This is a genomic window from Bradyrhizobium ferriligni (genome assembly GCF_056837965.1).
Genome location: NZ_JBXEJO010000009.1, coordinates 68,747 through 94,785, shown reverse-complemented (window position 1 = coordinate 94,785; position 26,039 = coordinate 68,747). Strand labels below are relative to the sequence as shown.

Here is a 26,039-nt window from a genome sequence, read left to right as displayed (position 1 = left end):
CGAAGGGCGGGCTCCGGATTGGGTGAAGGCGGTCCGCTTTGAGTTACCAACGGAAGGGCTCCTGGCCTATAAGAGGATGAGGTCACCGGTTAAGCCCGGTTACCTTTGACCGTCTCATAGTTCAGCAAGGCGTGCAGAGTGAACAACCCAGAAGCCGTCGCCGCAATCGTGTCGGCCCTCCGGGAGGCGCACGGGGACAACGTTGCTCGCGCCTTCCTTGCTGATGGGGTAACCCTTGCGACGCTTGTCGACACAGTTTTCTCCCTCCCGATAAAGAATAGTGTGGCAGTCAGAACGATCGCCCGCGCGCTCGAATCCGGAGATTTTGTTATCTCACCCGAGGTCGGGTCGCCTTGGCACGTCAAATATGTGTACAGCCACCCGGGCTCGATGACCGTCGTAGACATGGTGGTGCTGACACCCGAGAGGACGTTCACGAGCACCGAGATCTCGTTGCAGCTGCGCGGGTGATCCCCATTGCGGTTCGAGCCTCAAGGACTCTATTGCAATTCCTGGATATGGCCGGTGCTGTCGACGAGAATGGACCGTTCCTTCCCATCCCGTGTGGCCTTGAACGCCTTGATCTTGCCAGATGGCACTTCGCGGATTTGCGAATAGCCAGCTGCTTCAAGCCTTGCCTTGATATTTTCCAAGGTGAGGGCAGATGCGGCCGGCAGCGCGTTGAACACCGTCAGCAAACAAAGAGCGCGACAAGGATTGTGCATGTTCATCGCCAACAGGGGTGCGGGCGATTGCCGCCTTGCGTCCGGTAATTTTGGCCTAATTGTTCATGAATGACTAGCGGCAGGATCGAGGCCAGCGGGCAATTCCGGAGGTGGCCGGCAGGAGCATTCGTCGGCCGTACGTTGGAATCCAGTGAAAGCTACAGTTGGTCCTTAGACCCGTATGGAAAATCGGTCGAACGCTGTGAGTGTCTGGATCCGGATCTCGACGTCTCGTTGATAAATCGCCTCCTGGAGATATTCGATTTCGGCAGCCTGATTGCCATCGTCGACGTCGATGTACCAGGATCGCGGCCGGCCATCGGCACCATCGCTCCAGCGGTAGCCGCGCCGCTTGAGCTCGTCCTTGAGCTCAAAGGGCGACTCCTCGGCCCAGACCCTGATCGTCTTGCGGCGGGCGCGCTCGAGCAGCACCGAGAGCACGGTGCGATTGAGCTCGGGCAGGGCCATCGCCAGGATCTCGAGCAGTGCCTGGCAATCGTCGACCGCCCGGTGCGCCTCATGAAACAGCCCGGCTTTCATCAAAAGATAGGACAGGCGCGATCCCTCGAAGCCGTGGCTGCGCCATTCGACCTCGCTGACCGAGCAGGCCCAGGCCTTGTGCACGAACAAAGACGCGTAACGCTCCATGAACTTGCGATCGAAACCGGCATTGTGCGCGATGACGATGACCGCCTCGGAAGCAAACGCGTTGATACGGTCCTCATCGAGACTGTGACCAGCAACCGTCTCATCGGTGATGCCGGTCAGCGCGGTGATCTCGGCGGGAATTGCGATCGACGGTTGGTTGAAGCTGCTAAGGGTGTCGATGACCCGGCCGATCCTGCCGTCGGCAAGATAGCTGAACTTGACCATCCCGAGCTCGATGATCTCGTCCTTGGCGGTATCGAGGCCGGTGGTTTCGACGTCGAGCAGGATCGCGACCTTCTCTGGCTGTTCGTGTGGCGTGAATTCGACGCGTGGAACCAGCCGTCGCAGCACCCGGTAGTCGGGCGACTGTTCCAGCATGGCGGCGATCTCGGCGAGGGTCGGTTGAACGGTCATTATCGAGCGTGATCGGGGTCGGGCCTTGTGGCGGCGGGCAAGCTTACCCGATCAAGCCGGAACCGGCATCGTTGCGCCTGTGGATAGGTCCTGGCTCACTGCCGGCACCCGACAAAGAGAAGGCCTTGCGTGAAATTGGCCTGGTGATGGAGCAGTTTTGAGCGCCGGCGGATGCGGGCGGGGTCTCGTGACCGTGACGCTTCGCGTCACGGCCTCGCTGCCTCGATCCCTCGCGCAGCAACCGGGCGCGCCTCGATCACATAATTCGGAAAAGACGAAATATGACTCGACGAAACACCCAACTCACTTTTATCATGGTGCCTTCGGACGGTTAGGTGGTCGTGATGGCAGATCCGCAAGTCAGGTCTTCGGACCTCGTTGAAATCGCTCGCAGAAGCGGCGAGTTTCGCAAGCATTATGGTGTCGTGCTCGGAGCATTTCTGTACCTCAGTTCGATCAGCGCGGCGCGGCCGCGCTCGATCTGGTGGAGCGGGGTGTTGACGGCTCTGGTCGGTGCAATGGCCCTGTGGATCAAGAGCCGCAGCGGCGGTGGCTGACCTGCGGTCCGGAGTTCAAGGGGCGGCCGTGACGTCCTCCTTATCAGGGCCACGCATTACGATCTGCAGCAGATCATCGGGCAGGGGGCGCTGCAGCGCCTTCGCCTCATCCCAGGAAGCGCGCATCCAGACATCACGCTGCTCCGCGGTGGTCAGGATGACAGGCATTGCCTTTGGATGGATCGGCTCGACAATCGCATTGGGCGACGTCGTCAGGAAGCCGAAGACGAGGTGAGGGCCGGGGATCGGCTTCGACTTGGTGCCGCGGTCGCCTCTGAACTCGGTCCAGATCCCGGCGAAACAGAACAGCGGCCGGCTTTGCTCGAGCGCGAACCAGACGACGTCTTTCTTCTTGGTCTCGGGATTTGGCTCGGGGGCGTACTCCGCGAAACTGTTCGCCGGCACGAGACTGCGATGCTCCGGCTTCAGCCAGCCGCGCCAGTGCGGCGAGGAGGTGTTGCGGATGTTGGTCACCGGCGGCCCCCCGGTCTTGGGTGGAGGAGGCATGCCCCAGCGCATCAGCATCATTTCCGCGGCGTCGCTGGCATTGCGGATCACCGGTGCGGGGTAGTCTGGAAACACACCGGGCATCGGCGCAAGATTGCCGACATAGCGATTCATGTGCCTGAACAGGCCGGCGATCGCCGCCTGGTTGGTCGTGATCGAATAGAGATTGCACATCCGGCGTCGTCTATCTCGTGTGGGTCCGAAACCGCCCCCGCGTGAAGGCGTGCGAAACTGCCTTTCTCAATTCTACAATCTCGGCTTCCAGGAAATTGTTCGCAACGATCTGGGCACGAATGGTTGCGCGCAGATCGCCGCCGCAAACAGCGATCGCCTGATCGACGGCAGCCTCAAGTCCATCGTCCTGTTCGTTCGGCTTGGAAACCGAGGACATTTGGTCTTGTTTCCGGGTTGACCGTCGATGACTCATGTTCTTATTTTGTTCTCATGGAGTCAAGCTGTCCGTATTTAAGCCCCGGTGTCCTAAGTTGATTTTGGGAGTGTCCTAGTTCGGATTAAGCGAACGGAAGCCGTAGCTTGGCCGCTGTTCTCAATAGGACCACCGAGAGCGCCATTGGATGTTCTGGCCCCATCAGTTTCCCTGGGACGCCATCCGTTCTTGATTTAGCTCAACGAGCGGAACAGCGACGGTGTCCGGGGTTCTCCGTGGGTGAACGGAGTGCCAGTCTCCCAGTTAGCGCGGTTTGTATACCGCGATGACTTGGTGGAATTCGTCATCGTCGTCGACGGTCAAAAGACCAACGATCATCCAGCCTGTGCACAAGCCGAAAACCATCAGCGCCATTTTTAGCCACGGTCTCATAAAGGCTAACATGCTCCGAGAACCAGCTATTTACCACTCCACGGCGCTTGCCATGGCACAAATTGCACTAGCGGCCATCCGGCATTCAGGAATAGGGTTTCAACCCCAACCGTAGGGGTTGTGTCATGGGCAGTGACATACTTAAAGGCGCTTGCATTGTTCTGTTCGGACTAAGTCCACTCATCATCGTCGGCATAGTGATGTTCGCGCCGTGACGGCGCTGATACTGAGCCCGCGTGAAAAGAAGCTCCTGAGACGCATGGCTCTCGGGCGGCGCGATGCTGAGATTGCCGTGCAGATCGGCGGCACCGAAGCGCAGGTATCGGTTCAGCGCCTTCGCTTGCTTAGGAAGCTAGAAATCCACTCTCAAACTCAGATCGTGGACGCAGCGAAAAGATTGGCTGGTTGGCCAGCAGTAGCCTTTCACAAACCTGGCTCGGAGCATCGGGCTCGGTAGATGGCCCCAGCAACGGCCCCCATGCCCCCAAAGTTGCTGGGGCCGCTCAATAGTAAGGCCGCCTCAGTTGGCGGCCTCTTCGTCTGATCCGGTCATACCACGAGCGACGCCCTTAAGAGAAAGGGCACGTCGACGCCACCATGGCGCGAGCCCGCAGCCCGGAATACCCCGCAATCCGCCTTAAGGAGGCCGTCGAGCGGGTCAAGATGCTTGGGTTGCCGACTGATACCCGAGTCACAGAGATTTCTGGGTGGTGCATACAGGGCACAGCTCCGGCAGCGCCATCATCGATGGCACGGACCCAAGCAACCACAGGCTAAAGAAAGCCCCCTAATCCGAAAGCCCGCCGCGATGGCAGGCTTTTTCTTGCACCGAAGAAACGCCCCAGCGAGGGCCAAATGAAAAGGGGCCGTGTCGCGAGACGGCCCCTCTACCGGAAATTTGAAAATTGCTTCGGAATGAAATCTAGCCCCGGCAAGAGCAAAATTAGCGCCCAATGACGTTGAGGTGGATTCCGTAGAATCCCGGTGACGAGATGTCGCCGAAAGAAAAGGCCCCAGCGCCCGGGAGAGCGCTGAGACCACATCCATGAGGTACGACAGTTCAGTCGATCAGAAGCCAGCCTAAGCTGACGATGAACGCGACGAGCGCATCCGTCTCCGGGGAATTGACGCGCCGGAGAGCAGCCAGTTCTGCCGCGGCGACGACAAGTCTTCAGTATCGCTGTGGCGCGCAGGCGGCAAACGACCTCGACGCCTTTATCGGCCGACGATCGGTCGACTGCATACCGCTCAACCTCGATCCATATGGTCGGACGGTGGGGACCTGTTCGGTCGGCGGTGCCGATCTCGGGGAATGGCTTGTGCGCAGTGGCCTTGCACTGGATTGGCCTCGATACTCGAAGGGCAGATATGACGCAGCTCAGCAGGACGCAGAGCGCGCCGGTCGAGGTATCTGGAAGGGGAGCTATGTGGAGCCGTGGCTCTATCGCGCCTGCATCCGGGCGAATGGTAAGCCGTCCTCCTGCTTGGACGATGCGAACGCGCATCCTTGATACAGGCGGACAATCCGGTTGTTGGCGGAAGTGACGCTAGCCTGGTTTGGGCGACTCACGTTACCAAATCGCCCTCGATTGCCTTCACTGCACAACGGGGACGACATGGTTGCAGCCACTCCTAAATTGCCAACTTCGGGTTACGGGCTCGAAGTGGATGGCCGGTTGAAAGTCGAATTCTCAACCCAGGCCGGCGCCAGGGCAGGTGGCGAAGAGCTCAAGAAGCGTTTTCCAAGGCTTCAGGTGAGAATCTATGACGCGGAAACCAAGGCTCGGGAGGAAATCCGGTTTCCCTGAACCCCGCGTCTTCTCAGGATTTAGTTTGCGCGCGTGCGGCTTCGCCGCGGCGGGCCCTCGTGAACCGAGCCGCGTGGCGGCTCGGCCATCCGGCTTTGATCCCTTCTGTAATCCGAACTGGAAGGTCAAGCCATTTTAAGGCAACGGTGTCTCGTTTTGAGGTAAGCGGTCACCTCCGCCTCAAATGTTGCGGTCTCATTTTGATCCCCAAGGCATACGTCCGGGTCGACCAAGTGCGTTTGCTCCGATCGCGTGCATTGCGAGCGCCATGCCGATCGTGCGACGACGCGTGATCAGTCGCCTATATTCACTCGATCGCTCCCCATGTACTATCCTTGGAGCCATCGCAGATCGAGAACATAAGCAACTGCTTCCTGGCCATGCACCAATGACCCGTTTACCCAAAGCGATGCGAGAGAAAATTCTCCGGCGTGAAGGCGCTCTCACTGAAGCCGAGGCGGCCGCTTACGTTGGTGCCAAAACGTTAGCGGAGTTCCGTCGTTTGTGTCGGACCGGGCTGCTCGGAGACCCAATCCCTGGCACTACGCTGTGGGATCAAAATGAGCTGCACCGTTCCGTCTCGGAGTGTCGACCCAACCCCGAGCATCGACTCCGTATAGAGAGCAAACAATCGCGACCAGCGAGATCGAGACGCAAGGCATGATCGGTTTCGCGACTGTTGGAAGGGTAACGTCAAATCGTTCCCCGCGCCCCAATCTCACGGTCTACCGTCCAACAAGCGGTCGACTAGGCGGGTTCGCTTGCAGGGAACGCATCGTCTCGCGCGGCGGGCTGAGCCGGTGTGTCCAGACTATCTCCTCAACGATGGGGGCGACGGGCCTTGCTAATCCATAATTTCGATTCCGGCCCCTGCCTTCGGCCGGTCACGCTCTACTCGTAGGCGTGCGCCTGCGACCGGATCCGCGAAGGGTCTCCGCCCATTGGGTGACGATCGTTGCCGCTTACTGCTTCTGCCTGGTCCGCGCTTTTGTTCGGAGTCGACCAAAAAGGTGCGCTCCATAATGGGGTCCGGCGAGGCGAGGTCGTCCAAGCTCACAGCGCGTGCTGAAACGCACAGGGATCGAAACGGACTGACCTTCCCCACGTCCTCGGCAGAGCAGATGGCTACGCCGGAACGATTCTTAAGTTGCGCTCGAAGCCGATGGCTGGCCGAAGCGGAAGTCTGTGCCAGTCACCCACATACAGTGCATAATAGCCAGCTTTCTGGCTACCGCCACGCATGCTTTCTTCGCCCCTATGCGTTTGGCGAGCTTCATGCCCCACGCGCGCAGAACGGACCATTTCTTCGCGATCCGAAGATGCGAGTTTGCCGCTTCGTATAGAGCGTGGCGCATCAGCTTGTCACCGCATTTGCTGATATTGCCAGACCGGTCGATCTCGCCAGACTGATCGACACGAGGCGTCAGTCCCAAGTGCGCCGCTACGGCCCTCGAGTCCTTGAACCGCCCAGGATCGTCAATCGTCGCCTTGAACGACAAGCTTACGATTGGCCCTACGCCCGAGACTGTCATCAAACGTCTACAGACCTCATCTTTGCGTGCTATTTGCGAAAGCTGACGATCCAACAGAGCTTTTTTCGCTCGCATAGCGTTACGCACGTCGAGTAAGGGCTCGATCGCCGATCGCAACTCTGGTGCATCAGCGAGCATGGCTTCGACCTTGGCGGCGAAGCGGGCCCGATGCAAAAGCCCAGCTTGAGGCCATGCACCTTTAACAAGCCGCGAATGGTGTCTTCGATCGCCAGCATGTGATCGACGAACTTTCGACGGGCAATCAAAGTCGTCCTCAGAGTCTGACTCAAAATAAGTCTTTGAAAATCAAGGGACGCGGTGTCGGGCTCTTAGGAGGTAATAGATTCCTCCCGATCGGAATCCTCTACGAATTAAGCGCTTTCGCAACAGCGATCTGAGGTTTCTGTTCCGATGATGCCCGCCGCAAGATGTTGAAATGACTCGATTTCATTTTCGGTCAGGCTCTCAGGATCTGCGAAGCCTTACTCTTGACGTGCACCGCCCGGTAGTGGCCAAGCCTCATCATCTCGGCAATGCCACGCGCATCGCTACGATCCGTCTTGTTAGGCCGAGAGGACAGAAAACGCTGAGCGTGCCGCGTTTCTATACACACAATCTGAAAGCCGCTCTCGAGCAGTGCGCCGTAAAGCCATTCTGACAAAGGGCAGGCCTCAGTAACGACCAGCGCGATTCTCTGGCGCCATCCGACCAAGACTTTGACGAGTGCGGTCGGCTCACTCTCGGTCTTACCTTCCCATACCGGCGAGCCGTCTGCTTCCACGACACAGATCGAAGTTGTTTTCAGAGAAGCATCAAGTCCGACGAACAAAGCCATTTTGCGTCTCCTTGCTGGGCCGAATCAGTCCCAGACCAAGGTAGCGAAGGCTGGGATCGGATTACCCCAGCTCGCGCGCCATCATGTGTCGCTCGCCGGAGGCACTCGCCCGCGGGCCCCGCCGTCTTGGCATGCCGGCGTCGTTATCACTGTCCCGTGTTCGGGTACCTTGTTGACCGGTCTTGCGACTGCAGTCGCCTCGGGGCCCGCGGCCATTGCATGCCCGCGTCGCTATCACTGGCCCGTCGGCGGCTGCCTTTCTTGGCTTTCTCACACTCACCTTGAGTCCCAACCTCTGCCGAGCTGTCCAGCGTTCTCATCGATGAGAGGGAAGGGGCTCCGCCCCTCGCGCGCGCCAGGGTAGAGCGCCGGCTATGCCGGCGCCGACCCGAGAGGTCTCCCCGGTCTTCCGCGCTTTGCTCATTTGCCGACCTTGGACGACGTGAGATGCGCTTGTGCAGACCCGCTCTTGCGAGCGGCCCTGTTCGGGCGGGCGAACCCCCTCCACTCGGGTCGCCCTGGCACTTGCTACCCCCGGTCTCGCCGACGGGCAGGGTTGCAGCGCAGCGCTGCGCTTCAACCTCAGTCCCTCAGGAGAATGACCGTGAACATGCTGAACCTTTCCCAGAGCGAACAGTCTACGTCAGGCGGCTTCCGCGTGGACGTATCGCGCGGCCAGCGGATTGGCCGCGTATCGTCCGAATGGTTTGCGCGCCCGGATGACGAACGGTTTCTAAATTTGCCGAACCTCTATGAGGTCGTGCGGGGCCGCGCCGAACGCGCGCAGGCGCGGACGGTGGAGACCCGGGCCATCCAGGTGGAGGCGAGCCCGGATATTTCGGGGCGGCTGGCCCTGACCGTGCCAGGACGCGACGGGGCGGTGACACCGACGCATTGGAGCTTTGGTCAGTTGTGCACGCTCGTTGGTGCGCCGACGTCCTATCTGCGGCAGCTTCCTGCGGCGCTGTCCGCGATCAACCTGCAACACGGCTTGCTCTCGCACCGCGCCGAGCTCGTGAAAACCTTGGAGAGCAACAGCGGATGCGTCGAGCTTCGTGCTGTGACCGGGCCGGACTATGGCCGGATCTGGGACCACGAACTTGTCGCCGCGGTGATGACGATCGCAGGTAACGGCACAGGCGATACGCGGTGGAAGGTGCCGGGCGTGCTGGATTGGGCGACCATGACCCATAATCCCTTTGTAGACGTGACCAGGGACACGACGACGCTCTACGCCAGCGACCGCGACGTGTTCCTATTCCTGGTCGACGACACCAACCCGATCGAGGCGGGGCGTTTAGCGGACGGATCGCCGGATTTGTACTTCCGGGGATTCTATTGCTGGAACAGTGAAGTCGGCAGCAAGACGCTCGGGATTGCAAGCTTCTATCTCCGCGCCGTCTGCATGAACCGCAATCTATGGGGCGTGGAGAATTTCGAGGAAATCACGATCCGGCATTCGAAATTCGCCGCGCAACGCTTTGCGCGTGAAGCGGCACCCGCGCTGACGAACTTTGCCAATTCGTCGCCCGCGCCCTTCGTCGCAGGGATCAGGGCGGCCCGGGAGCGGATTGTTGCTCGCACTGACGAGGACCGGGCGAGCTTTCTGCGCAGAGGCGGGTTTTCCAGATCCGAAATCTCGAAAATCATCGAGACCGCCCTCGACGAAGAAAATCGCAAGCCGGAAAGTATCTTTGATTTTGTGCAGGGCATCACCGCGCTTGCCCGCGGCAAGGCGCATCAGGATGCTCGGCTTGAACTGGAGGGCAAGGCAAGGCGCCTGATGGAACGCGCAATTTGACGACATGAGCTGCGCAACCAGTTGCCGGTTGCGTGGCCTTGTCGGCCTGGTGCATCGTCGCCGATTTCGGCAAGCCGGATCGACGACGATGACGTGTCCTCCGCGCCCGACGCTCGCCCGGCCTTCGGCCCGGCTCGCCGCCAACAGTGCCGCACTATCGGGCCCAGGTTATCCATCGACCATGGCTCATGTTTGGCGCTTGAGAAGATCGGCTGCCCAGAGGCCATCGGACGGCGTTGTCTCGCGGAGCATTTCACCACGGAGACGTTCGGCGGATGGAAGTTGCACCGTGGTCGCTGATGATGAGTCAGCTGTGCAGATCACACCTGCGAAGAGTTCTGCAGGATATGCACGAAACCCGCGCTGCCCAAGCCGGCGTTTTGTTGCAGCCCGGTGCGAGCTCCTTCAACCTGGCGCCGACCAGCGATGCCGCGAAGCTGCCATGTGAGTTCCGCGATCTGGGCCAGTCCTGTAGCCCCGAGCGGATGGCCCTTGGACAGCAGGCCGCCGGACGGATTTACGACAATGTTTCCTCCATAGCTGCCCCGGCCTTCGATGATGAATCGTTCGATCTCGCCTTCGGAGCAAAAGCCAAGCGCTGAATACATCAGCGCCTCGTTGCTGGTGAAGCAGTCGTGCAGCTCGACGACGTCGATGTCCTTCGGTCCGACCCCGGCATTCTCATAGGCCTTATCTGCAGCGTCCCGACCGAGCGCACGGAACATAAGATCCAATGGATCGCCCGAAAAATGTTCAGTGCGATCGCTTATCCACCCAGATCCGATAACGCGCACATTTCTCTGCAAGCCGTGCCGCGCTGCGAACCTTGGCCCGCATAGGACTGCGGCCGCCGCGCCACAGCTTGGCGGACAAGCGAACAGCTTGCGCAGGCCTCGAAAGAGCAAAGGGCTCGCCAAGACGTCATCTTCCTGTAACGGTGTTCGAAACAAGGCGTATGGATTGGCTGCGGCGTGACAGCGTGCCTTAACCGCAATCTTGGCCAGGGCTCGATCGTCGACGCCGCAACGCTGCTGCAGCAATTCGACCTGACAACCAAAGAGCTGGATCGCCGGCGGTTTTGCACGATCATCGACGGTCAGGTCCATCATTTCCGCCACACGGGCCAGGTGCGGGCCAACCGGATTGGGTCGATCACCGAATACCACGTCCAGTGCGCCGGGGGCCATTTGCTCAAACCCCAGTGCCAGGATGCATGCGTCCGGCTGATTGCGGATCGTCTCGACCGCAAGCGCAAATGCGGTCGAGCCGCTGGCGCAGTTATTGTTCACGTTGATGATCGGGATCCCTGTTGCGCCCAGGTGACCGAGCGCAGCTTGGCCGGCGCAGCTGTCACCGTATACGTAACCCGCATAGGCCCGTTCAAGGTCGGCATATACGATACCAGCATCGTCCAGAGCTGCGCGCGCGGCTCCGGCACCCATAAGATCGTAACTTTGATTTTGACCGGGCTTGGCGAAGGGGATCATGCCAACCCCCGCGATCAGGACATCAGCCATGCTGCTCCACCTCAATTCACTGCGCGTGTCCGCCCGTGCCAATAGGTTGCCCTCAGCTCGGTCTTGAGCACCTTCCCGGCCGCGCTGCGCGGCAGGTCCTCGACAAAATCCACGCTCTTGGGCGCCTTGACGCCCCCAAGGCTTTGTTTGACCAGGGCGATCAGCTCCGCTTCCGTTGCTTTGGCAGCAGGCTTGAGCTGAACCACAGCCTTCACGGCCTCGCCCCACTTGTCGTCCGGTACTCCGATGACCGAACAGTCTTGCACGGCCGGATGAGCGGTCAGGACCTGCTCAATCTCGTTGGGAAAGATGTTGAAGCCGCCCGAAATGATCATGTCCTTCTTGCGGTCGACGATCGTGACATAGCCTTGCTCGTCCATCACCCCGATATCGCCGGTGTGATGCCAGCCAAACCGGCGGATAACTGCAGTCGACTCAGCGTCGTTGTAATAGCCGGGCGTAACCAGGGGCCCGCGCACGCAGATTTCACCGGCTCTCCCGCGCGGCAACTCTGCTCCAGCGTCGTCGAGAATGGCGACCCTGTTCCATACGCCGGGTCGTCCGACACTGTGCAGGCGGTCGATGTCGATTTCACCTCCGGCGCCCAGATAGTCCCATGGCGCCTTGAGGCAGATCGCAGCCGGACATTCGGCCTGACCGAACGTTTCCGACAACACCGGCCCGAATGCTCCTATGGCTTCCTTCAGTTTCTCAAGCGAGGAGGGCGCCGCTGCCACCAGCAGATGCCGCAGCGATCCATAGTCGTGCCGGCCAAGGTCGGGGTGAGCCAGCACCATGTAGAGCACCGTCGGCGGAAGGAAGAGATGGGTGATGCGGTGTTCTTGAATCGCCTCGAGAATGGCGCCGGCATCAGCCTTTGCCATGATGACGTTGCATCCACCCCGGCTAAAATGGAGGCAGCCGAGAATGCCGGCCGAATGCGTCATCGGAGCCACGACAAGATGCCGCGCGCCCTCGTAGTAACCGAAGTGGCTCATGAAATTACTGAACATTGCCGCGATATTGCCGTGAGTGATCATCACTCCCTTCGGCTGACCGGTTGTTCCGCCTGTTGGGAAGATCGCAAACATGTCATCCGGCGCGTATTCGCCGGTGAGATCGCTCGCCTGCTCCTGACTCGTCCAGGCATCGAGCGAAGGACCCAGTAGGCTTTCGGCGTCGAGGCAGACAGTGGCGCGCAGTTCAGGGACTTCCGGAAGGATGTGTTGTGCGTCCCTCTCATGGACCTGGCTGAAGAACAACAGCTCACCATCGAAGCGTCGTAGAAGGTCAGCGTTAACCGCTGGCGGATTGCGGGGATTGAGCGGAAGCCAAGTTGCTTCGGCGCGCATCAGCCCGATCAGGGTCACGAATGCAATGCTGCTATTGGGCGCCAAGATGCCGATCTTGGCGCCCTTACCAAATCCATGTTCCCGAATCGCTGCCGCGATCCGGCGCGTCAGACGATCAGCCTCTCGATATGTCAACATCTCGCCGCTTGCGAGATCGTGGAAAGCGACCTCGTCGGGATGATAGGCGACGCCCTGATCGAAGTGATCGATGATTCGCATAAGAGCTCACTGCTTAAGGTCGACAAGATTGGTACCGTATTGTGCTTACTGGTACCATCGGGGACTTGTCAACATGGCTCTGGGTTTTCCGCCCGGTGGCGCGCTATATCGGAAGACCTGCAACGAGGAGAGATATGGATGGGCCAAGGCACGCGCCGGAGCGAGGACCGCCAGCATGGGCGTCATAGGGAGATCCTGGATGGGCTCGAAGAGATATTCCTAACTGAGGGGTTTCAGACACCGACCGTTGCTGATCTTTGCGCGCGATTGCACTGCTCGAAGCGTTCGCTATACGAGATCGCGCCCACCAAGCCTGAGTTGTTTCTACTGATTCTGCGACGGGTGCTCGATCGTATCCGGCGACTCGGCATGCGCGGCGCGCTTGAGAAGGAAGATCCGCAGGCGCGTATCCTCGCTTATTTGCAGCCGGGCATCACCGAAAGCTCCCGAGCGACCCAACGCTTCAATGAGGATTTGAGAGCTTTTGAAGCTGCGCGGCTGATGCTTGAGGAACACCAGAAGGAGCGGGTAGCGGTATTGCGCGATATAATTGAAGACGGCATCAAGAAGGGGCACTTCCGAACGTTGCATGCGCACTTGGCTGCCGAAATCTACTTGGCCGCGGCGAGACTAACCAACCAGCCCGAGGTACTTGCCGCTGCTGGACTCACCATGAGCGAAGCCTTTGCGGAGCTCCCGGACTTGCTCTTCCACGGGCTGTTCAAGCGCAACGACGACGCGCCTCGGCGCGCGGCGCCCAAAAGCCGTTAAGGTACCTTCAGCTTTCCGAATGCGGATATGGACGGCGGCGAGCTCGACTCGAGGGCCGCTGGCGGCCGATTTTTGCACGCCCTTGACCGATTTGCTGCGCTAGCCGCTTGACAGCGAACTGGTACTGGATTATCGATTTTGGTACCAAGAATGCGTTGGGCAAGTGCGAGTCAACGTGACGATGGGGAGGCGGCGATCGCGGAACGGACGCGACCTCGTGTTGGTCATCCGCGCGCCGGAGCTCTCCTTACGCCTTGCCGGAAGAGAGGAGACACCATGAGGCGCTTTGTTGTTGGAAATGATGGGGGCGGAAGGTCAGATGTTCTGGCCGTCGATGACATTTCAGATCTGCCGCACCTCGGCTTTAACGTGTTCGGTCGTGATCTATGGATCACCCACGAGACTCCAGCAGATCTGTCCTGTTCGCGAGACCCCACGGTCGGCGCGACGATCCAGCACGAGCCCCCGGACGGAGGCACAGTTTTTCGCGTTGTTCGTTTCAGGCCCAATCCGGAGCCCCACTCGGCTGCGGAAGTCGAGGCAATGCATCGATCGATCCAAAGTGTGCATGTGCCGTCTCGCGAAGAGATCGAAAGGTCGAAGCACAGCTCCATGCACAAGACCGACACCCTCAACTATTTCATGATCGCCTCCGGACAGGTCTGGATGTTGACCGAGGGACGGGACGTTCTTCTTCAGGCCGGTGATGTGGTCGTGCAAAACGGTGGGATGCATGGCTGGCGCAATGATGGTCCCGACGATTGCGTATTGGTCGGTGTACTCGTCGATGGAAAGGTCTCGGCATGAGGCTAGTCACCTTCAGCGTCCAGAGCAGGCGTTCAGTTGGGGCACTCCTGGCCAACGACAGGATTGTCGATCTTACCGCGTCAACTGCGGCGGATTCTCGGGCCTCGGGCTGGTTCAGATCGATGCAAGACATGATTGAGGGGGGCGCGGAGGCACTTAGCCTCGCGCGACAAATCATCAGCCACCCTTCTGCCGCGGCCATTGTGCCGATGGTCGAGGCGAAGCTGCTCGCGCCATTGCCGCGCCCCGTTCGCATGCGCGACTGCAACATGTTTACGGAGCATGTGGAACGTTTCTTTGAGCGCAAGGACCAACTCGAAGCCGAGGCCGCAGCCGGCTCGGATCAGGCGGCAGCTCAACTCGCCGTTGCCAAACGGCTACGCTTTGATCTGCTCCTTGAGCGGCTGACCTACTATACGGTAGACCCTTTGTCCGTATCGGGCCCGGATGAGGATATTCAATGGCCCACTTATTCGATGGCTGCGGACTTTGAGCTGGAGTGGGCCGTCGTCATCGGGACGCGGGGCAAGGATATTCCGCTGAATGCGGCGAGAGACCACGTCTTCGGGTACACGATCTTCAACGATTGGAGCGCCAGAGACGAACAACTGATCCACATGGAAATGGGGATTGGGCCCGGCGGCGGTAAAGATTTTGATGGAGCGGTAACTCTTGGGCCGTGCATCGCGACCTCAGACGAGTTTCGCGACGTGTCCGACGTACGCATGATTGCGAGAGTTAACGGCGAGGAATGGACCAACCGGTCCTCCCGGCATATGCGGTTTACCTTCGAGCAAGCAATCGTTGAGATGAGCCGCTCCCGCACCATTTACCCTGGCGATATCTTCGCGTCCGGTACGGTTCTCGGAGGTAGCGGTGTCGATCACGGCCGCTCACTGAAGGACGGCGACGCAGTCGAGCTTGAGGTCGAGGGCATCGGTGTATTGCGAAATCGCGTGCGCATAGCGACGCGCAGCTCGGGCTGATCGGAGGCGATGAACTTCGAATGGGATGGACGCTCGAACTCCTCCAACCTTGGAGAGACGATATGGATTGATCAAGTGGGTCCTGTTCCGAATTGCCAATCCAAAACTGTGATCTGACCTGCATCGCATCTTAGTCCGGAGCGTCGGTCGAACTCCGCAAGTTCGTTGCGATGTGAAGCATCGGGGCACATGATCAGCAGCACGTCTTGATCGTTGGCGAACGCGCCTATCTCTTGGGCTGCAACGCTCCAACCCGCCACCAACGCGAAGAGCCAGCTCTCCGACGGTAATTCCGTCGGCGAGGAGAGCTGCGCCGTTTTGTGAGATCTCAGCGCCAGCCAGCCTGGTGGTTCTCACCATGCGTGCAGCAACGCTTTCAGGATGATTGCAAGAGCCAACGAAAACATTTGTCAAAGGGAGGATAGAAATGAATCAACAACGGGCTGTTACCGGAGATCAAACGGTCGCGTCACCAAGCGAGGTTCAGCTGCATCGAGCCTGGTATCGAGCGTTTTGCGTGGGTTCGTTAAGCATAGCTGCGCTTGTCGTGAGCGACATGTCGGCTCGGGCCGAATTCGTCGAACACAAGACAAGGCCTGGTGAGGCAATAACCGATGGACACGCAGCGCGCGCAGCTCCCGCCGGTAAGAACGCCAGCAATATTCGAAAGCGCGCATTGCGGCAAGAACTTGCGTCGGCTGCGGACGGCTCTGATCGGAAGATTGTTGATACGACGACGAGCCAGCGTACGGATCTGCGTGAGCTCAATAAGCGCCATGGGGTCAAGGGCTGGAATATCCCGTTCCCTTCCTACAGCGATTCGCTTCTGCGTGATGAAGGCGGCTGGCGATCAGCATTGGCCTCAGCGGGCTTTGGTTTCCAAGCTTATAACATCGCGGTCTTTGAAGCCAATATGCTGGATACACCGCGGCAGGTGCCGAGCAATTATCCGCCTTGCACATCACGCTACTCTCAAGCGACCGGCGCGATCTGCGCGGGCAACCAGACCTATTTCGGTCAACGTCCCAGCTATATCAATGAAACGATCGCTTGGCTTACCTACGATATGAGCCGCTGGGGTGTTCCCGACGGACAATTGATGGTGGCGGGGCTGTACAGCGCGGGCAACGATGTGGGGTACCTGCCAAATTCCCTCCAGCTCTATCAGCTCGCCTGGTATCAAACGTTCCTCGACAAGAAGCTGGAAATAAAGTTCGGCTATGTGACCAACACGACTGAGTTTATCGGCACTTTCGTTGGTTCGAATCTTGCCAGTACGTTCGGGCCCAGTGGCTCGATCCCCATCCAGCTGGGTATGTCGATTAGTCCGACCCCGAGTTTCAGGACAACCTGGCACGTCACGGATACGATTTATAATCAAGCTGCTGTGCAACGCAGCCTGCCGATAAATAGCGTCACCGGGAACGTCATCTTTGATGAAGCGCTGACGAACCCGGCAGGCATCAACTGGAATGGACCAAAGGGCACCAGGGAGCTCTTCATCGAAGAGCTCGGCTACAAACAGCCGGCAAGCCCGGGCAATCCCCAGACATGGCTGCGGCTCGACCTTCTCTACAACACTTCAACCTTCCGCGATTTTTCGCACCTACCGGCAAATCCGGGCGCAACGCGCGACGGCAACTTCGGCGTGACCTTTCTGGCCGATCGACAATTGTGGCAGCAGGACCGCTCGTCACCATTAGCCGCCGCTCGCGGCCTATATGCCGGCATATCGGTCATGTACGCACCGCCCGAAGCGACCGGTATTTCCCAATACTATGAGGGGCGGGCGTACTGGATTGGCCCATTTGACAACCGTCCGACCGACATGTTTTCCCTCGTCGCCGCTCGCAATGTTGTGAGCCACTATCTATCGGACGCAACCAACCGGTTCTCGGCGCTTACCGGAGTGTTTGCCGCCCGAACCTCCAATTCAGTCACGGCGACCTATACCGCGCATCTCATGCCCGGTCTCTGGGGTACGATTGGGGTAGGCTACACCGATCACCCAAGTCTCGCGTATTTCAAGACCGAGGGACCCTCATTCAACGTTCTCGCTTCTCTGCTCGTAAACATGTAGTGGCGCGTCATTTGATGCCATTGATTGGATCGCCAGATCTCGGGATCCAATCAATGGCAAACGTCGGCACCGTATGGCCAAGCCGGGCTGCGGAAACCATTGACGCAGCCCTGACGTGGAATTGAGTGGGGCGATCGCCTGGCGGCCGGCGTTGCGCGATGGCGAAGGCCGCTTGCCGCCTGCCGATGGCGTGTCTCGTGTTTCAGCTGGGGACCTGACCGGGCCGATGGCTCAATGATGACAGCGGTCGATCGTTTATTTCAGGAGTTCGTCGATGCTATCTGGACGGTAGACGACGAGCAGGGGTTCGAAAAGGTCGCAAGACGCCTGACCCAGCGGCTTGGATTTCGATGGTTCGCCTATCTGCAAATTACCAACGACGCGCCAACGCTCGTCTCCTCCTATCCGAAGGCATGGACCGGGCGATACTTCGAACTTGGCTATCAGAGACTTGATCCCGTTGTGCGTCGAGCTCGTTCGGAAAATGAAGTTTTCTGCTGGGGTGACGGTGCACCCAAACCTGTCGGGACAAAGCAACAGCGTAGTTTCTTCGAAGAGGCCATGACGTTTGGCATCAGGTCTGGCGTCACAGTCCCGATTAGGGGCGGCTACGGACGGATGGCGGCGTTCACGTTGGCCACTGACGAGCCCGCCGCCTCAACGAGCCGGCTTGTCGCCGGTTCCAAGACCGCTGTTCACCTTGCTGGGCTCTATTTTCATGCCCACGCAGCCGCGCGTCTGAGAATGCCGACGCAAGGCACCACCACTCTTACCCAGCGCGAGCGTCAATGTCTTGCCTGGGTCGCCCGGGGCAAGACTGTCGCGGATATCGCCGTCCTCGTTCAGATCTCACCGCGTACGGTGGTGTTCCATCTCGAGAACGCTCGGCGCAAGCTGGACGCCGCAACGATCGCCCAATGCGTCGGCGAAGCGCTGCGCCGGGGGCTATTGCCCTGATTTCACCGCGCGCGGTCGGGATCACGACCCACACCAAATCGAGTCTCTTCCTCACTTGAGGAAGGGCATCTTCGATTGCTGAAATTGGCTCACTCTTGATAAGAGTGGATCTAGCTTCGCCTGTATCGGCTTCAGACCTGCAAGATTCGACAGGCGCGCGATCCGTTCGCCTCTGGCTTTGTGACGTCCTGTTCTCAAGCAGGAGGTCCTCATGCAAGTCGTTGTTCTCCGCCATCATCAGTTCGGGCATCATCTCGATCTGCTTGCCGCAATGTTTCGCCTGCGCCGGCGCGTGTTCAAGGATCGCCTCGATTGGACAGTGTCGGTATCGGGCGAGTTCGAAATCGACGTCTATGACGCGCTCAACCCGACCTATCTGTTGATTACGACGGAGACCCGGGACGTCGTGGCATCCGTTCGGCTGCTACCAACCACGGGGCCCACCATGTTGACCGACACGTTTTCATCCCTGCTCGCAGGCCAGCCGGCACCACGAAGCGAGCAGATCCTCGAAAGCTCCCGGTTTTGCGTCGATACCGCCCGCGCTCCCGAGGCGACGGAGGGCGGGCTCAATCGCACGACGTTCTTGCTGTTTGCGGCTATGATCGAGGGCATGCGGGCCGCCCGAGCGGATGCGATCGCAACTGTTACCGACGTACGCATGGAGCGCATTCTCAGGCGCGCCGGATGGCCGCTGGAGCGGATCGCACCAGCGCAGCGGATCGGCCAAACCATGGCTCTGGCGGGCTTCCTGCGGAATTCGGATGCTGCGCTAGCCGCGATGTACCGACATGCAGCTGTCGAAGGCCCTGTGCTTCGGGACGAGCCGCTGCCTCTCGCTGCCGCCTGACTCCGACACCTTTCCGCTCTCTATCGGTCATTCGGTCCATTTCTCAAGTCAAAACGATGCTGGCAGATCCGCGGCAAAGTCGTCTGGTCCTGATCAATCCCGGGCGTAACAGGCCCGGGACCGCATCCGCTGAACGCGCTGATGCTCGGCAGGAGAGCATGGCGCTCCTGCCGGCGGTGTTCGAGGTTTTTGGGGTCACGGCTAACGTGCTCGGTGAGTACGAACCGCCATGGGCCAGCCAGTTTCGCGGTCTTGCTGCGCTACCCGAGGCGGATCCTCTGGAGCTCTGGCGCAGCGACAGTTTCATGGCGAGCCTGACATCCGCAGATACGAGCCTGGTCTTGGTTGCCGGAGCGTGGCTGGAGGAGGAAGTCCTGATCGCCGCGCTCGAGGGCACGAGGCTTGGTTACGATGTGCGAGTGCTTGCGGATCTCTCCCTCTTTCGCCGCGAACAGGAGCACCTGCATGCTCTCGATCGCTTGTCGCTGCACGGAATTCCGGCAACGACGATTCGCCAGACCATGCTTGAATGGGCGGCGTGCCTTGGTTGTCCGAGCGCAATACAGAAGGTGCGGCAGCTTCTCGCCAGTCCGGAATGCGGACCGTCTTGAGCGCGTCCACTTACAGATGGCGCAATTGACGCGCGGGTCGATCGAACGGTGGCGCCCGAGGTTCCATCGCGGTCATTGCGGCGAGCAGCTGCGCGGACTAGATGGCGTCCCGCGAAGACCCCACAGGCCCAGCTCGGAGAGCGTTAAGCGTTTGCTCAGATGCAACCGGGCCTGCCGATTCGGCCGCCGTGGGCTCCGTCGCTTGTCGGGAGCTCCGAGTCGTGAATCAAACCCTAACGCTGCAGGAAATAAGCTTGCGGCGCAGCCTCCGCGACTCAGACTATGAGTCCGGCTCGATCCACGGAAGGAACTGGACGGAGCCGGCCCATGCCAAATGCATTCAGCATCTTTGTTGACGGCGGTGCCATGGTGAAGCGGTGCGTTGCGCAGTGTGTGGTCGGAGGGGCGACATTGACCGCGACGCTGGTGATGCTGGTGCGGGTCGTTTCCTCGCTGACGGTCGGGACGCCTTAGGGGGCGGACCGGACATATGGATCGGCTATCCCAAAGGATCACGTCAGGGCAGGGCATGCCGCCGGAATTCGTCGCGGTGCGGTTGGACCGGATTTCGGGATGGCGACGGCTTGCAGGCCGCGCATTCGCATTGCTTGTGATCGCCGGGGCACCGGCCGACCAGGCGCGCGCCGGCGACGTCGCCGGGCAGGCAAGCGTGATCGATGGCGACACCATCGAAATCCATGGCACGCGCGTGCGTCTCTACGGGATCGACGCGCCGGAGCACGACCAGCTCTGCAGCGACCGGCACGGCGGCCGCTATCGCTGCGGGCAGGTGGCCGCGAACGCGCTGGGTGCCTTCATCGGCAGGCAGGCCGTGGCCTGCGTCGAGGTCGACCGCGACCGGTACGGGCGCTCGGTCGCGGTCTGTAGCGCGGGCAAGGTCGACCTTGCGGAGTGGCTGGTGCGCGGCGGGCTTGCGGTCGACTGGCCGCGCTACAGCAAGGGTGACTACGCTGCGGCCGAAGCCTGGGCGCGCGGCAAACAAAGCGGCATGTGGAGCGGACGATTTGTCGAGCCCTGGCGCTACCGCCAATGTATCGGCGCCGGGGGCCGGCCAAATGATTGCTCCGCCGAAGGGGCGGGCGGACAGCGATAAGGGGAGGCGTCAGGGGCTGATCTGCGGGACCGCCGCGAACGGCAGTCTGCAATAGGACCGCCAGAGCAAAGAAACCGGACCCATGTGCATCAATCCGGTGGCTGCTCGAGCCGTGTGCACATGGGGCCTGCCTGATCGTCGCCGCAGCCTCGCAAGAGCATCTTGCGATGCATCCGGTCGCCTCATCGCCATGATCGGCGCGACCGGCGATGCCGCGGCGGCCTGGGCGCGCGGAAAACCGCGCGCTTACTTCTTCATCTTCTTGGTCTTCTTGGCGACCTTCTTGGTCGCCTTCGCCGTCTTCTTCGCCTTCTTCGCTTTCTTGGCCATGTCGTCCTCTTCGTTTGGTTGGCTCGACGAATATGCGAACGCCGTGAATCTGCGCACGCACCATCAAGCTAATCTGAAACTAGCAAGATTGATACCACGTTGGGTTAACGCGTAGCCTGGCGTTGCGGACCGAGCAGCGATGCCCACGTGCTGCTCTTGCTCCGCAGATGTTTTCATATTCCCTTGCCGGCGATATGGCGCGCCGATTTGCCGACGAGCCGCAGGCCCGTCGAGCACGCCTCGCGTTCCGCATGCCAAGGCCCGGGAGCCGTGCTCTTGCCCCAATCGGCCGGAACGATCATAAGCGCAACCTCAAGGCGTGGTGTGCTCTCTTGAATATGTCGCATCACAGGCGAGCTCGGCGCGACGCCGGCGAAGCGGCTTCCGGTCAGGTCTGCTTCGACGCCGCCGACTGGGCGTGGGAGTTCCTGCGGCGTAACGCCGACTATGCCGCGGACTGGCGGCGCTCGGTCCCGCGTCGTCTTCCGTGCCTCGCGCTGACCGACGGCACGCAATTGCTGCGGCTGCCGCGCCGGTTCCCGCAGGCCGAAAAATGGGGGCTGCTGGCCTTCTCCGACCCTGCGGTCGCCGCGCGCGATGCGCCGGTGCTCTGGCATGCGCGCGCGTTGAAACGCGTGGCGCGGCTCAAGGCGTTGCCGCCGCGCGAGGGCGACGAGGAACCGCCGAACGTGCTCGCCGACTTCAAGGTCGAGCGCCATGCGGTCATCGACGCTGACGGCCAGCCGCTCGTGCTGTTGAAGGGCAGGGGTATCCATGTCGCGGTTGAGCTCCATGATCTCCCGGTTCTGACCCGCAGGTTCCGGCCGGTGTTCGAGCTCGAAAGACTGTCGGAGCTTGCGGCCCAGACCGAACTCTTGAAGCGCCTGCAACGTTTCATGGTCAAAGAGACGGCGCCGCCCGAAACCTCATTCCTTGGCGCCGACGAGCGGCTGCGACAGGCGCTGCTTGCGCTGGACGAAAGCATGAACGGCAAGACCTATCGCCAGATCGCGACCGCGATCTTCGGTGCGAAGATGGTTGCCGATGAATGGCAGGGGCCGAGCCAGTTCCTCAAAGATCGGACACGGCGCCTGGTCGCCAAGGGCACCGATCTGATGAGGGGCGGATACCGCGATCTGCTCGGCTGAGCGGGCGGCCTGCCTCACGCTGGACGAGACCTGCCCGCACGGGGTGGCAAACCGCGTTCGCTGATCTTCGCCACTCGGATTCCCGCGCGATCTGACGACGCTTCTTCTCGCATCCTGCGCGTTGCGCGGGCTCTCGCGAGAAGGAGTGCCGGACAACATGACGAAAATGGAAGACAAGCAGCCTGACAAGCCGTTCCTGAATACGGCGGAGGCGGCCGCCTGGCTCAGGCTCACCAAGAACACGCTGGAGAAAATGCGCGTGCAGGGGCGCGGACCGGCCTACCGAAAGCACGGCCGCTACGTCCGCTATCACATCGAGGACCTCGTCGAATTCTCGCAGGCCAGCAAGCGGAGGTCGACCTCAGATGCGGATTGATCCACGCCGTCGTTTCAGAAGGGCCGCGATCCTCGTAGTCATGTGCGGCGGCATCGTCACGCTGTGCATGGCCTTTGCCGATCGCGCGCCGCTTCTGATCTACAACGCCTCGGGCAGCGCGCCGCTCGGCTTCTACGCGCTCGAGCAGCGCTTGCCGGTGAGGGGCGAGCTTGCGGTGTTGAGGCCGCCGCCTTCGATCGAGCTTCTGATCGTGGCGCACGAGATCGCGCCTCAGGCGGTGCCGCTGCTCAAGCAGGTGGTTGCGCTCCGGGGCGATGAGGTCTGCCGCACAAAGGACCCGACGGACGCGATTTCGATGGGTGGCAAGGTCATTGCCGAAGTGCAGGAGAAGGACCATGCAGGCCGGCCGTTGCCGTCCTGGGAGGGCTGCATGCGGCTCGTCGACGGGGAGTATTTTCTGCTGCAGCCGCATCCTCTCTCGTTCGATTCCAGGTATTTCGGGCCGGTCCTGCGCTGCGATATTCTCGGCGTCGCTCGTCCGCTCTGGACGTGGAAGCCGGACGTTTGAGTGGCGGGTAACGGTGCGCGTTCCGACGGAGCGCGCGCGCTTCCTCCGTTTCTTTGGCCTGGCACGATCGGCGGCGTCCGGCCAGGCTCTTCCAAAGAGATCTTGCGCCGATCGTCTTGTTGAACGCTTCGCCATGGTGGATCGGATGGACCGCAAAATGCGGTTATCCAATCTCTGATCGTTTGTCGAAATCGAAGCCATCGAACTCGCCGGCTGAGCTTGACATCGAGCGGCGAGGTTAAATCCGGCACCTAGCTACTCGAATTAGCCAGTCTTGTTCAGAGTAATCGGAGGTTAACCTCTCTGGTCGAGACTTTGCACTCAGCCTGACCGGAGACGTGGAAGTTGTCCTTCCAGCTGACCGTCCTGAAAGTGCTGGCCGGCCAGCCCGCCGGGCGAGCCTCCGTTGCCGAAGTTCGGCACGCGGTCGAAATACTGATGAACAGCGGTAAAGACTGGACTGATCGCATGAAGCGATTGGCCGAACATGCGCCTGACCTGAATATCTTCTCGGCCAAATTTGTGGTTCGCGATGCGGAGGGTTGGGAGATCACGGAAGAGGGACGGAAATTCCTCGCCGCGCTTCAAACGGCGGTCGCTGTTCGAAGGTCGCCGCTTCGCCCAGTCGACGATCCGCCAACGAGCGAGCCCGCCGTAAGGAATGCGCTGAAATTGTCTGATCCTCCGCGCGGGCACCGGCGCAACGGGCCGCGGCGCCGTCGCGGGAAAGGTCGATCCAGTCGGCGTACAGCGTGAAGCATTACTCGCACAGCATCGATCTTATTTGCATTGGTTATTGATGGACATGGACATGAATGCTCTTCCGGACAGGCGGAAAGTCCGTGCGTAATACATCGCTAGACAATGCGTTGATCAGGTTTGGTGACCTGTCATTATGCTGTGTCGTGCGCGATATCACAGAGAGTGGCGCAGCGCTCAGGGCAGAAGATCCGCCATCCTCGCTTCCCGACCAATTCACGCTTATCGTTCCGCCCAGCAAGACCTACTCGTGCAATGTCGTTTGGCGTAAAGGCGACTGGGTTGGCGTCGCGTTCGTGGTGTGACGACTACTTCCCAAATGCACGTGAATTGCGTGGAAAATCCATGGCAATATGATCCACGTCACATTTGGTCCTGCCTAACTGGCACTATCCTGCTGATTTCAGCGGGACGCCATGGACGACGACTTTTGCAAAGAGAGAGCGCGGACTGTGCGGGCGCTCGCCGAACAGGCTGATCCTTTCATCAGGAAGCGTCTGTTGCAGCTGGCCGATCACTACGAGCGGCGCCTCGTGATTCAGCCAGATGGCGCCGATCGCGCTTCAAGGCGAGACGCAGGACAGCGAACCACGTTCGCAGGCTGCGGAGCAGAACCGCAGGGACCACGTGACCGGCTCGGGTAGGCTCCAAGAACCGGCCGCGCGCCCGATGGAGCGCGGCCGATTTCATGGATACAAAGCGGCGACTCCCAACGTAAGCCCATCCTCCGATCAGGGCACGATCCGTCCGATCAACGCCGACTGCTGCAGCCCAGGGAGGCTGTATCACGCCTCCAGTTGCATAGCCGCGCGGCGAGGCCGGACGCTTCGATCGACTCATGATGCCGCGCTTCGAGAACGCGCTCTGACGGATATTCTGGCGGTGCTGCGGGTTCATTTGCGCGAAAATGCGGCCGGGTTCTTTGCGCTGGTCCGTCTGCGTCCTGCCTGCGATTGATGCACGGGCATCGGTTTGTCTTCGGCCGATCCGGCCGTGTTCTCGTGCTGCGCAGGCGGCGGTCGCCACGGTCATCTCCGTCGGTTCCGTCATGAGCTCGCGTCCAACGCAGTCTCGATTGGGCTGATCAAGCCCGGGGGACGGCAAGAGCCTCGATCGCCTTCCCGCAACGGCTGCGCCTGCTTTTTTCCCCCGCCGCGAAGCCGCGGCATTCCTCGCGGGAAGACAAAAAAGCAGGCTTATCGCCGTCCTCCGCTGGCGCTGCGGGCCTTGTGGCTGCGGGCCGATCGCTCCCCGGGCAAGGGATCGCCATCGAGGCTGCGATGAGCGCGGCCCGAGCAAAAACAGACGGAGATCACCATGGCGACCATCGGCACTTTCACCGCTTCCGACACCGGCTTCACCGGCTCGATCAAGACGCTGACGCTCAACATTAAGGCCAAGCTCGTCGCATCCGAGAAGGACAACGACAAGGCTCCCGACTACCGCATCTTTGCGGGTAGCACCGAATTCGGTGCCGCCTGGAAGAAGACCGCCCGCGAAAGCGGGCGCGAATATCTCTTGGTCAAGCTCGACGATCCGAGCTTCCCGGCCCCGATCTACGCCTCGCTGGTCAAGGTCGAAGGCGACGAGGGCTTCAGCCTGATCTGGTCGCGCCGCAACGGCGACTGATCGCTCCGGATCATAAGCCTCGCCTCCTCGGAGGCGGGGCCTTTTTTTGCGTTTCTCGCGCCGCTTTGGGAAGGGCAGAGCAGTATTTTTACGTTCAGAACAGGGCTTCGCCGCCGGCCAAATATGATCAGTCGGACGGATTTCGTGCGCGGCGTTCTGCGCTGATCTCCCGGAATTCCATGTCGCTTTAGGACCGATTTTCGATCCTGGCGCGCTGTCTCGCCAGTTCGAACACCGGCCGCGCCCTGCGCGGGATTGCTCTCTGAGACCAAATTACTGGTCAGCCGATTGGCTGAAGTCCAATCCCTCGTGGCACTTGCACCTTCGGACCCGTGGCGACTTGAGCAAAGTGAGAGA

At 60.4% G+C, this 26,039-nt stretch carries 30 protein-coding genes; 22 read left to right on the top strand and 8 right to left on the bottom strand.

The window, feature by feature from the left end; all coding sequences use genetic code 11:
- Positions 1-138: 138 nt before the first annotated feature.
- Positions 139-471, top strand: a complete 333-nt coding sequence (locus AC1VNY_RS07385) for a hypothetical protein (protein WP_482404680.1) — start codon at positions 139-141, stop codon at positions 469-471.
- A gap of 29 nt (positions 472-500) precedes the next feature.
- On the opposite strand, the gene AC1VNY_RS07380 is transcribed toward AC1VNY_RS07385, so the two are convergent.
- Both AC1VNY_RS07380 and AC1VNY_RS07375 read right to left on the bottom strand, forming a co-directional pair.
- The gene (locus tag AC1VNY_RS07380; protein ID WP_482404679.1) at positions 501-725 is read right to left on the bottom strand and encodes a hypothetical protein; all 225 of its coding nucleotides are present in this window, start codon (positions 723-725) and stop codon (positions 501-503) included.
- 171 nt (positions 726-896) lie between these two features.
- Complete coding sequence (locus AC1VNY_RS07375; RefSeq protein WP_482404678.1) at positions 897-1,787, bottom strand: 3'-5' exonuclease; 891 nt, start codon at positions 1,785-1,787, stop codon at positions 897-899.
- Positions 1,788-2,131: 344 nt separating this feature from the next.
- On the opposite strand from AC1VNY_RS07375, the gene AC1VNY_RS07370 reads away from it, so the two are divergent.
- Positions 2,132-2,344: a hypothetical protein gene (locus tag AC1VNY_RS07370; protein WP_080686856.1), complete on the top strand. Its 213-nt coding sequence runs from the start codon at positions 2,132-2,134 to the stop codon at positions 2,342-2,344.
- A 15-nt stretch (positions 2,345-2,359) separates the two neighbouring features.
- Here the strand turns inward: AC1VNY_RS07370 and AC1VNY_RS07365 are convergent, their stop codons facing one another.
- Both AC1VNY_RS07365 and AC1VNY_RS07360 read right to left on the bottom strand, forming a co-directional pair.
- Positions 2,360-3,025 carry an SOS response-associated peptidase gene (locus AC1VNY_RS07365; RefSeq protein WP_482404677.1) on the bottom strand — a complete coding sequence of 222 codons (666 nt, stop codon included), beginning with the start codon at positions 3,023-3,025 and terminating at the stop codon, positions 2,360-2,362.
- A 10-nt stretch (positions 3,026-3,035) separates the two neighbouring features.
- Entirely contained in the window at positions 3,036-3,242 is a 207-nt protein-coding gene (locus AC1VNY_RS07360; protein ID WP_370144986.1) for a hypothetical protein, read from the bottom strand.
- 640 nt (positions 3,243-3,882) lie between these two features.
- Here AC1VNY_RS07360 and AC1VNY_RS07355 point away from each other — a divergent pair.
- From AC1VNY_RS07355 to AC1VNY_RS07345, 3 genes are all read left to right on the top strand, one after another.
- Complete coding sequence (locus AC1VNY_RS07355) at positions 3,883-4,128, top strand: LuxR C-terminal-related transcriptional regulator (protein WP_209909225.1); 246 nt, start codon at positions 3,883-3,885, stop codon at positions 4,126-4,128.
- Between the two features lie 634 nt (positions 4,129-4,762).
- The gene (locus AC1VNY_RS07350; RefSeq protein WP_482404676.1) at positions 4,763-5,182 is read left to right on the top strand and encodes a thermonuclease family protein; all 420 of its coding nucleotides are present in this window, start codon (positions 4,763-4,765) and stop codon (positions 5,180-5,182) included.
- Positions 5,183-5,287: 105 nt separating this feature from the next.
- Positions 5,288-5,479, top strand: coding sequence for a hypothetical protein (locus AC1VNY_RS07345; protein WP_482404675.1), 192 nt, complete (start codon positions 5,288-5,290; stop codon positions 5,477-5,479).
- Positions 5,480-6,621: 1,142 nt separating this feature from the next.
- On the opposite strand, the gene AC1VNY_RS07340 is transcribed toward AC1VNY_RS07345, so the two are convergent.
- Positions 6,622-7,149, bottom strand: coding sequence for a transposase (locus AC1VNY_RS07340; protein ID WP_482404674.1), 528 nt, complete (start codon positions 7,147-7,149; stop codon positions 6,622-6,624).
- A 319-nt stretch (positions 7,150-7,468) separates the two neighbouring features.
- Entirely contained in the window at positions 7,469-7,846 is a 378-nt protein-coding gene (locus AC1VNY_RS07335) for an IS110 family transposase (RefSeq protein ID WP_482404673.1), read from the bottom strand.
- Between the two features lie 610 nt (positions 7,847-8,456).
- On the opposite strand from AC1VNY_RS07335, the gene AC1VNY_RS07330 reads away from it, so the two are divergent.
- Positions 8,457-9,647 carry a DUF932 domain-containing protein gene (locus tag AC1VNY_RS07330; RefSeq protein WP_482404724.1) on the top strand — a complete coding sequence of 397 codons (1,191 nt, stop codon included), beginning with the start codon at positions 8,457-8,459 and terminating at the stop codon, positions 9,645-9,647.
- Positions 9,648-9,967: 320 nt separating this feature from the next.
- Here the strand turns inward: AC1VNY_RS07330 and AC1VNY_RS07325 are convergent, their stop codons facing one another.
- Together AC1VNY_RS07325 and AC1VNY_RS07320 are read right to left on the bottom strand one after the other, a co-directional pair.
- Positions 9,968-11,164 carry a thiolase C-terminal domain-containing protein gene (locus tag AC1VNY_RS07325; RefSeq protein WP_482404672.1) on the bottom strand — a complete coding sequence of 399 codons (1,197 nt, stop codon included), beginning with the start codon at positions 11,162-11,164 and terminating at the stop codon, positions 9,968-9,970.
- An 11-nt stretch (positions 11,165-11,175) separates the two neighbouring features.
- Complete coding sequence (locus tag AC1VNY_RS07320; RefSeq protein ID WP_482404671.1) at positions 11,176-12,735, bottom strand: class I adenylate-forming enzyme family protein; 1,560 nt, start codon at positions 12,733-12,735, stop codon at positions 11,176-11,178.
- Between the two features lie 138 nt (positions 12,736-12,873).
- On the opposite strand from AC1VNY_RS07320, the gene AC1VNY_RS07315 reads away from it, so the two are divergent.
- From AC1VNY_RS07315 to AC1VNY_RS07240, 16 genes are all read left to right on the top strand, one after another.
- A complete protein-coding gene (locus AC1VNY_RS07315) occupies positions 12,874-13,506 on the top strand; it encodes a TetR/AcrR family transcriptional regulator (RefSeq protein WP_482404670.1) in 633 nt (210 codons plus the stop codon).
- Between the two features lie 276 nt (positions 13,507-13,782).
- Complete coding sequence (locus AC1VNY_RS07310) at positions 13,783-14,313, top strand: cupin domain-containing protein (RefSeq protein WP_482404669.1); 531 nt, start codon at positions 13,783-13,785, stop codon at positions 14,311-14,313.
- Between the two features lie 122 nt (positions 14,314-14,435).
- Entirely contained in the window at positions 14,436-15,299 is an 864-nt protein-coding gene (locus AC1VNY_RS07305; RefSeq protein WP_482404668.1) for a fumarylacetoacetate hydrolase family protein, read from the top strand.
- 427 nt (positions 15,300-15,726) lie between these two features.
- Positions 15,727-17,379: a carbohydrate porin gene (locus tag AC1VNY_RS07300; protein ID WP_482404667.1), complete on the top strand. Its 1,653-nt coding sequence runs from the start codon at positions 15,727-15,729 to the stop codon at positions 17,377-17,379.
- Between the two features lie 234 nt (positions 17,380-17,613).
- On the top strand, positions 17,614-18,336 hold the full coding sequence (locus AC1VNY_RS07295) for an autoinducer binding domain-containing protein (RefSeq protein ID WP_209909208.1): 723 nt from the start codon (positions 17,614-17,616) through the stop codon (positions 18,334-18,336).
- Between the two features lie 211 nt (positions 18,337-18,547).
- Entirely contained in the window at positions 18,548-19,186 is a 639-nt protein-coding gene (locus AC1VNY_RS07290) for an acyl-homoserine-lactone synthase (protein WP_482404666.1), read from the top strand.
- 158 nt (positions 19,187-19,344) lie between these two features.
- Complete coding sequence (locus tag AC1VNY_RS07285) at positions 19,345-19,797, top strand: cysteine hydrolase family protein (protein WP_482404665.1); 453 nt, start codon at positions 19,345-19,347, stop codon at positions 19,795-19,797.
- Between the two features lie 327 nt (positions 19,798-20,124).
- Positions 20,125-20,271 (top strand): hypothetical protein, encoded by a 147-nt coding sequence (locus AC1VNY_RS07280; RefSeq protein ID WP_155258737.1) that lies wholly within the window; start codon positions 20,125-20,127, stop codon positions 20,269-20,271.
- 16 nt (positions 20,272-20,287) lie between these two features.
- Positions 20,288-20,911, top strand: coding sequence for a thermonuclease family protein (locus tag AC1VNY_RS07275; RefSeq protein WP_375764440.1), 624 nt, complete (start codon positions 20,288-20,290; stop codon positions 20,909-20,911).
- 82 nt (positions 20,912-20,993) lie between these two features.
- Positions 20,994-21,356: a hypothetical protein gene (locus AC1VNY_RS07270; RefSeq protein WP_482404664.1), complete on the top strand. Its 363-nt coding sequence runs from the start codon at positions 20,994-20,996 to the stop codon at positions 21,354-21,356.
- 7 nt (positions 21,357-21,363) lie between these two features.
- Complete coding sequence (locus AC1VNY_RS07265; protein ID WP_482404663.1) at positions 21,364-22,389, top strand: DUF2285 domain-containing protein; 1,026 nt, start codon at positions 21,364-21,366, stop codon at positions 22,387-22,389.
- 157 nt (positions 22,390-22,546) lie between these two features.
- Entirely contained in the window at positions 22,547-22,765 is a 219-nt protein-coding gene (locus AC1VNY_RS07260; protein WP_035633119.1) for a helix-turn-helix domain-containing protein, read from the top strand.
- On the top strand, positions 22,755-23,294 hold the full coding sequence (locus AC1VNY_RS07255) for a S26 family signal peptidase (RefSeq protein ID WP_051448108.1): 540 nt from the start codon (positions 22,755-22,757) through the stop codon (positions 23,292-23,294). Before AC1VNY_RS07260 ends, AC1VNY_RS07255 begins: the two co-directional genes overlap by 11 nt.
- A 345-nt stretch (positions 23,295-23,639) precedes the next feature.
- A complete protein-coding gene (locus AC1VNY_RS07250) occupies positions 23,640-24,050 on the top strand; it encodes a hypothetical protein (protein ID WP_482404662.1) in 411 nt (136 codons plus the stop codon).
- A 59-nt stretch (positions 24,051-24,109) separates the two neighbouring features.
- Entirely contained in the window at positions 24,110-24,358 is a 249-nt protein-coding gene (locus AC1VNY_RS07245) for a PilZ domain-containing protein (RefSeq protein ID WP_482404661.1), read from the top strand.
- A gap of 1,012 nt (positions 24,359-25,370) precedes the next feature.
- A complete protein-coding gene (locus AC1VNY_RS07240; RefSeq protein ID WP_209909191.1) occupies positions 25,371-25,682 on the top strand; it encodes a DUF736 domain-containing protein in 312 nt (103 codons plus the stop codon).
- The last annotated feature ends 357 nt before the right edge of the window (positions 25,683-26,039 follow it).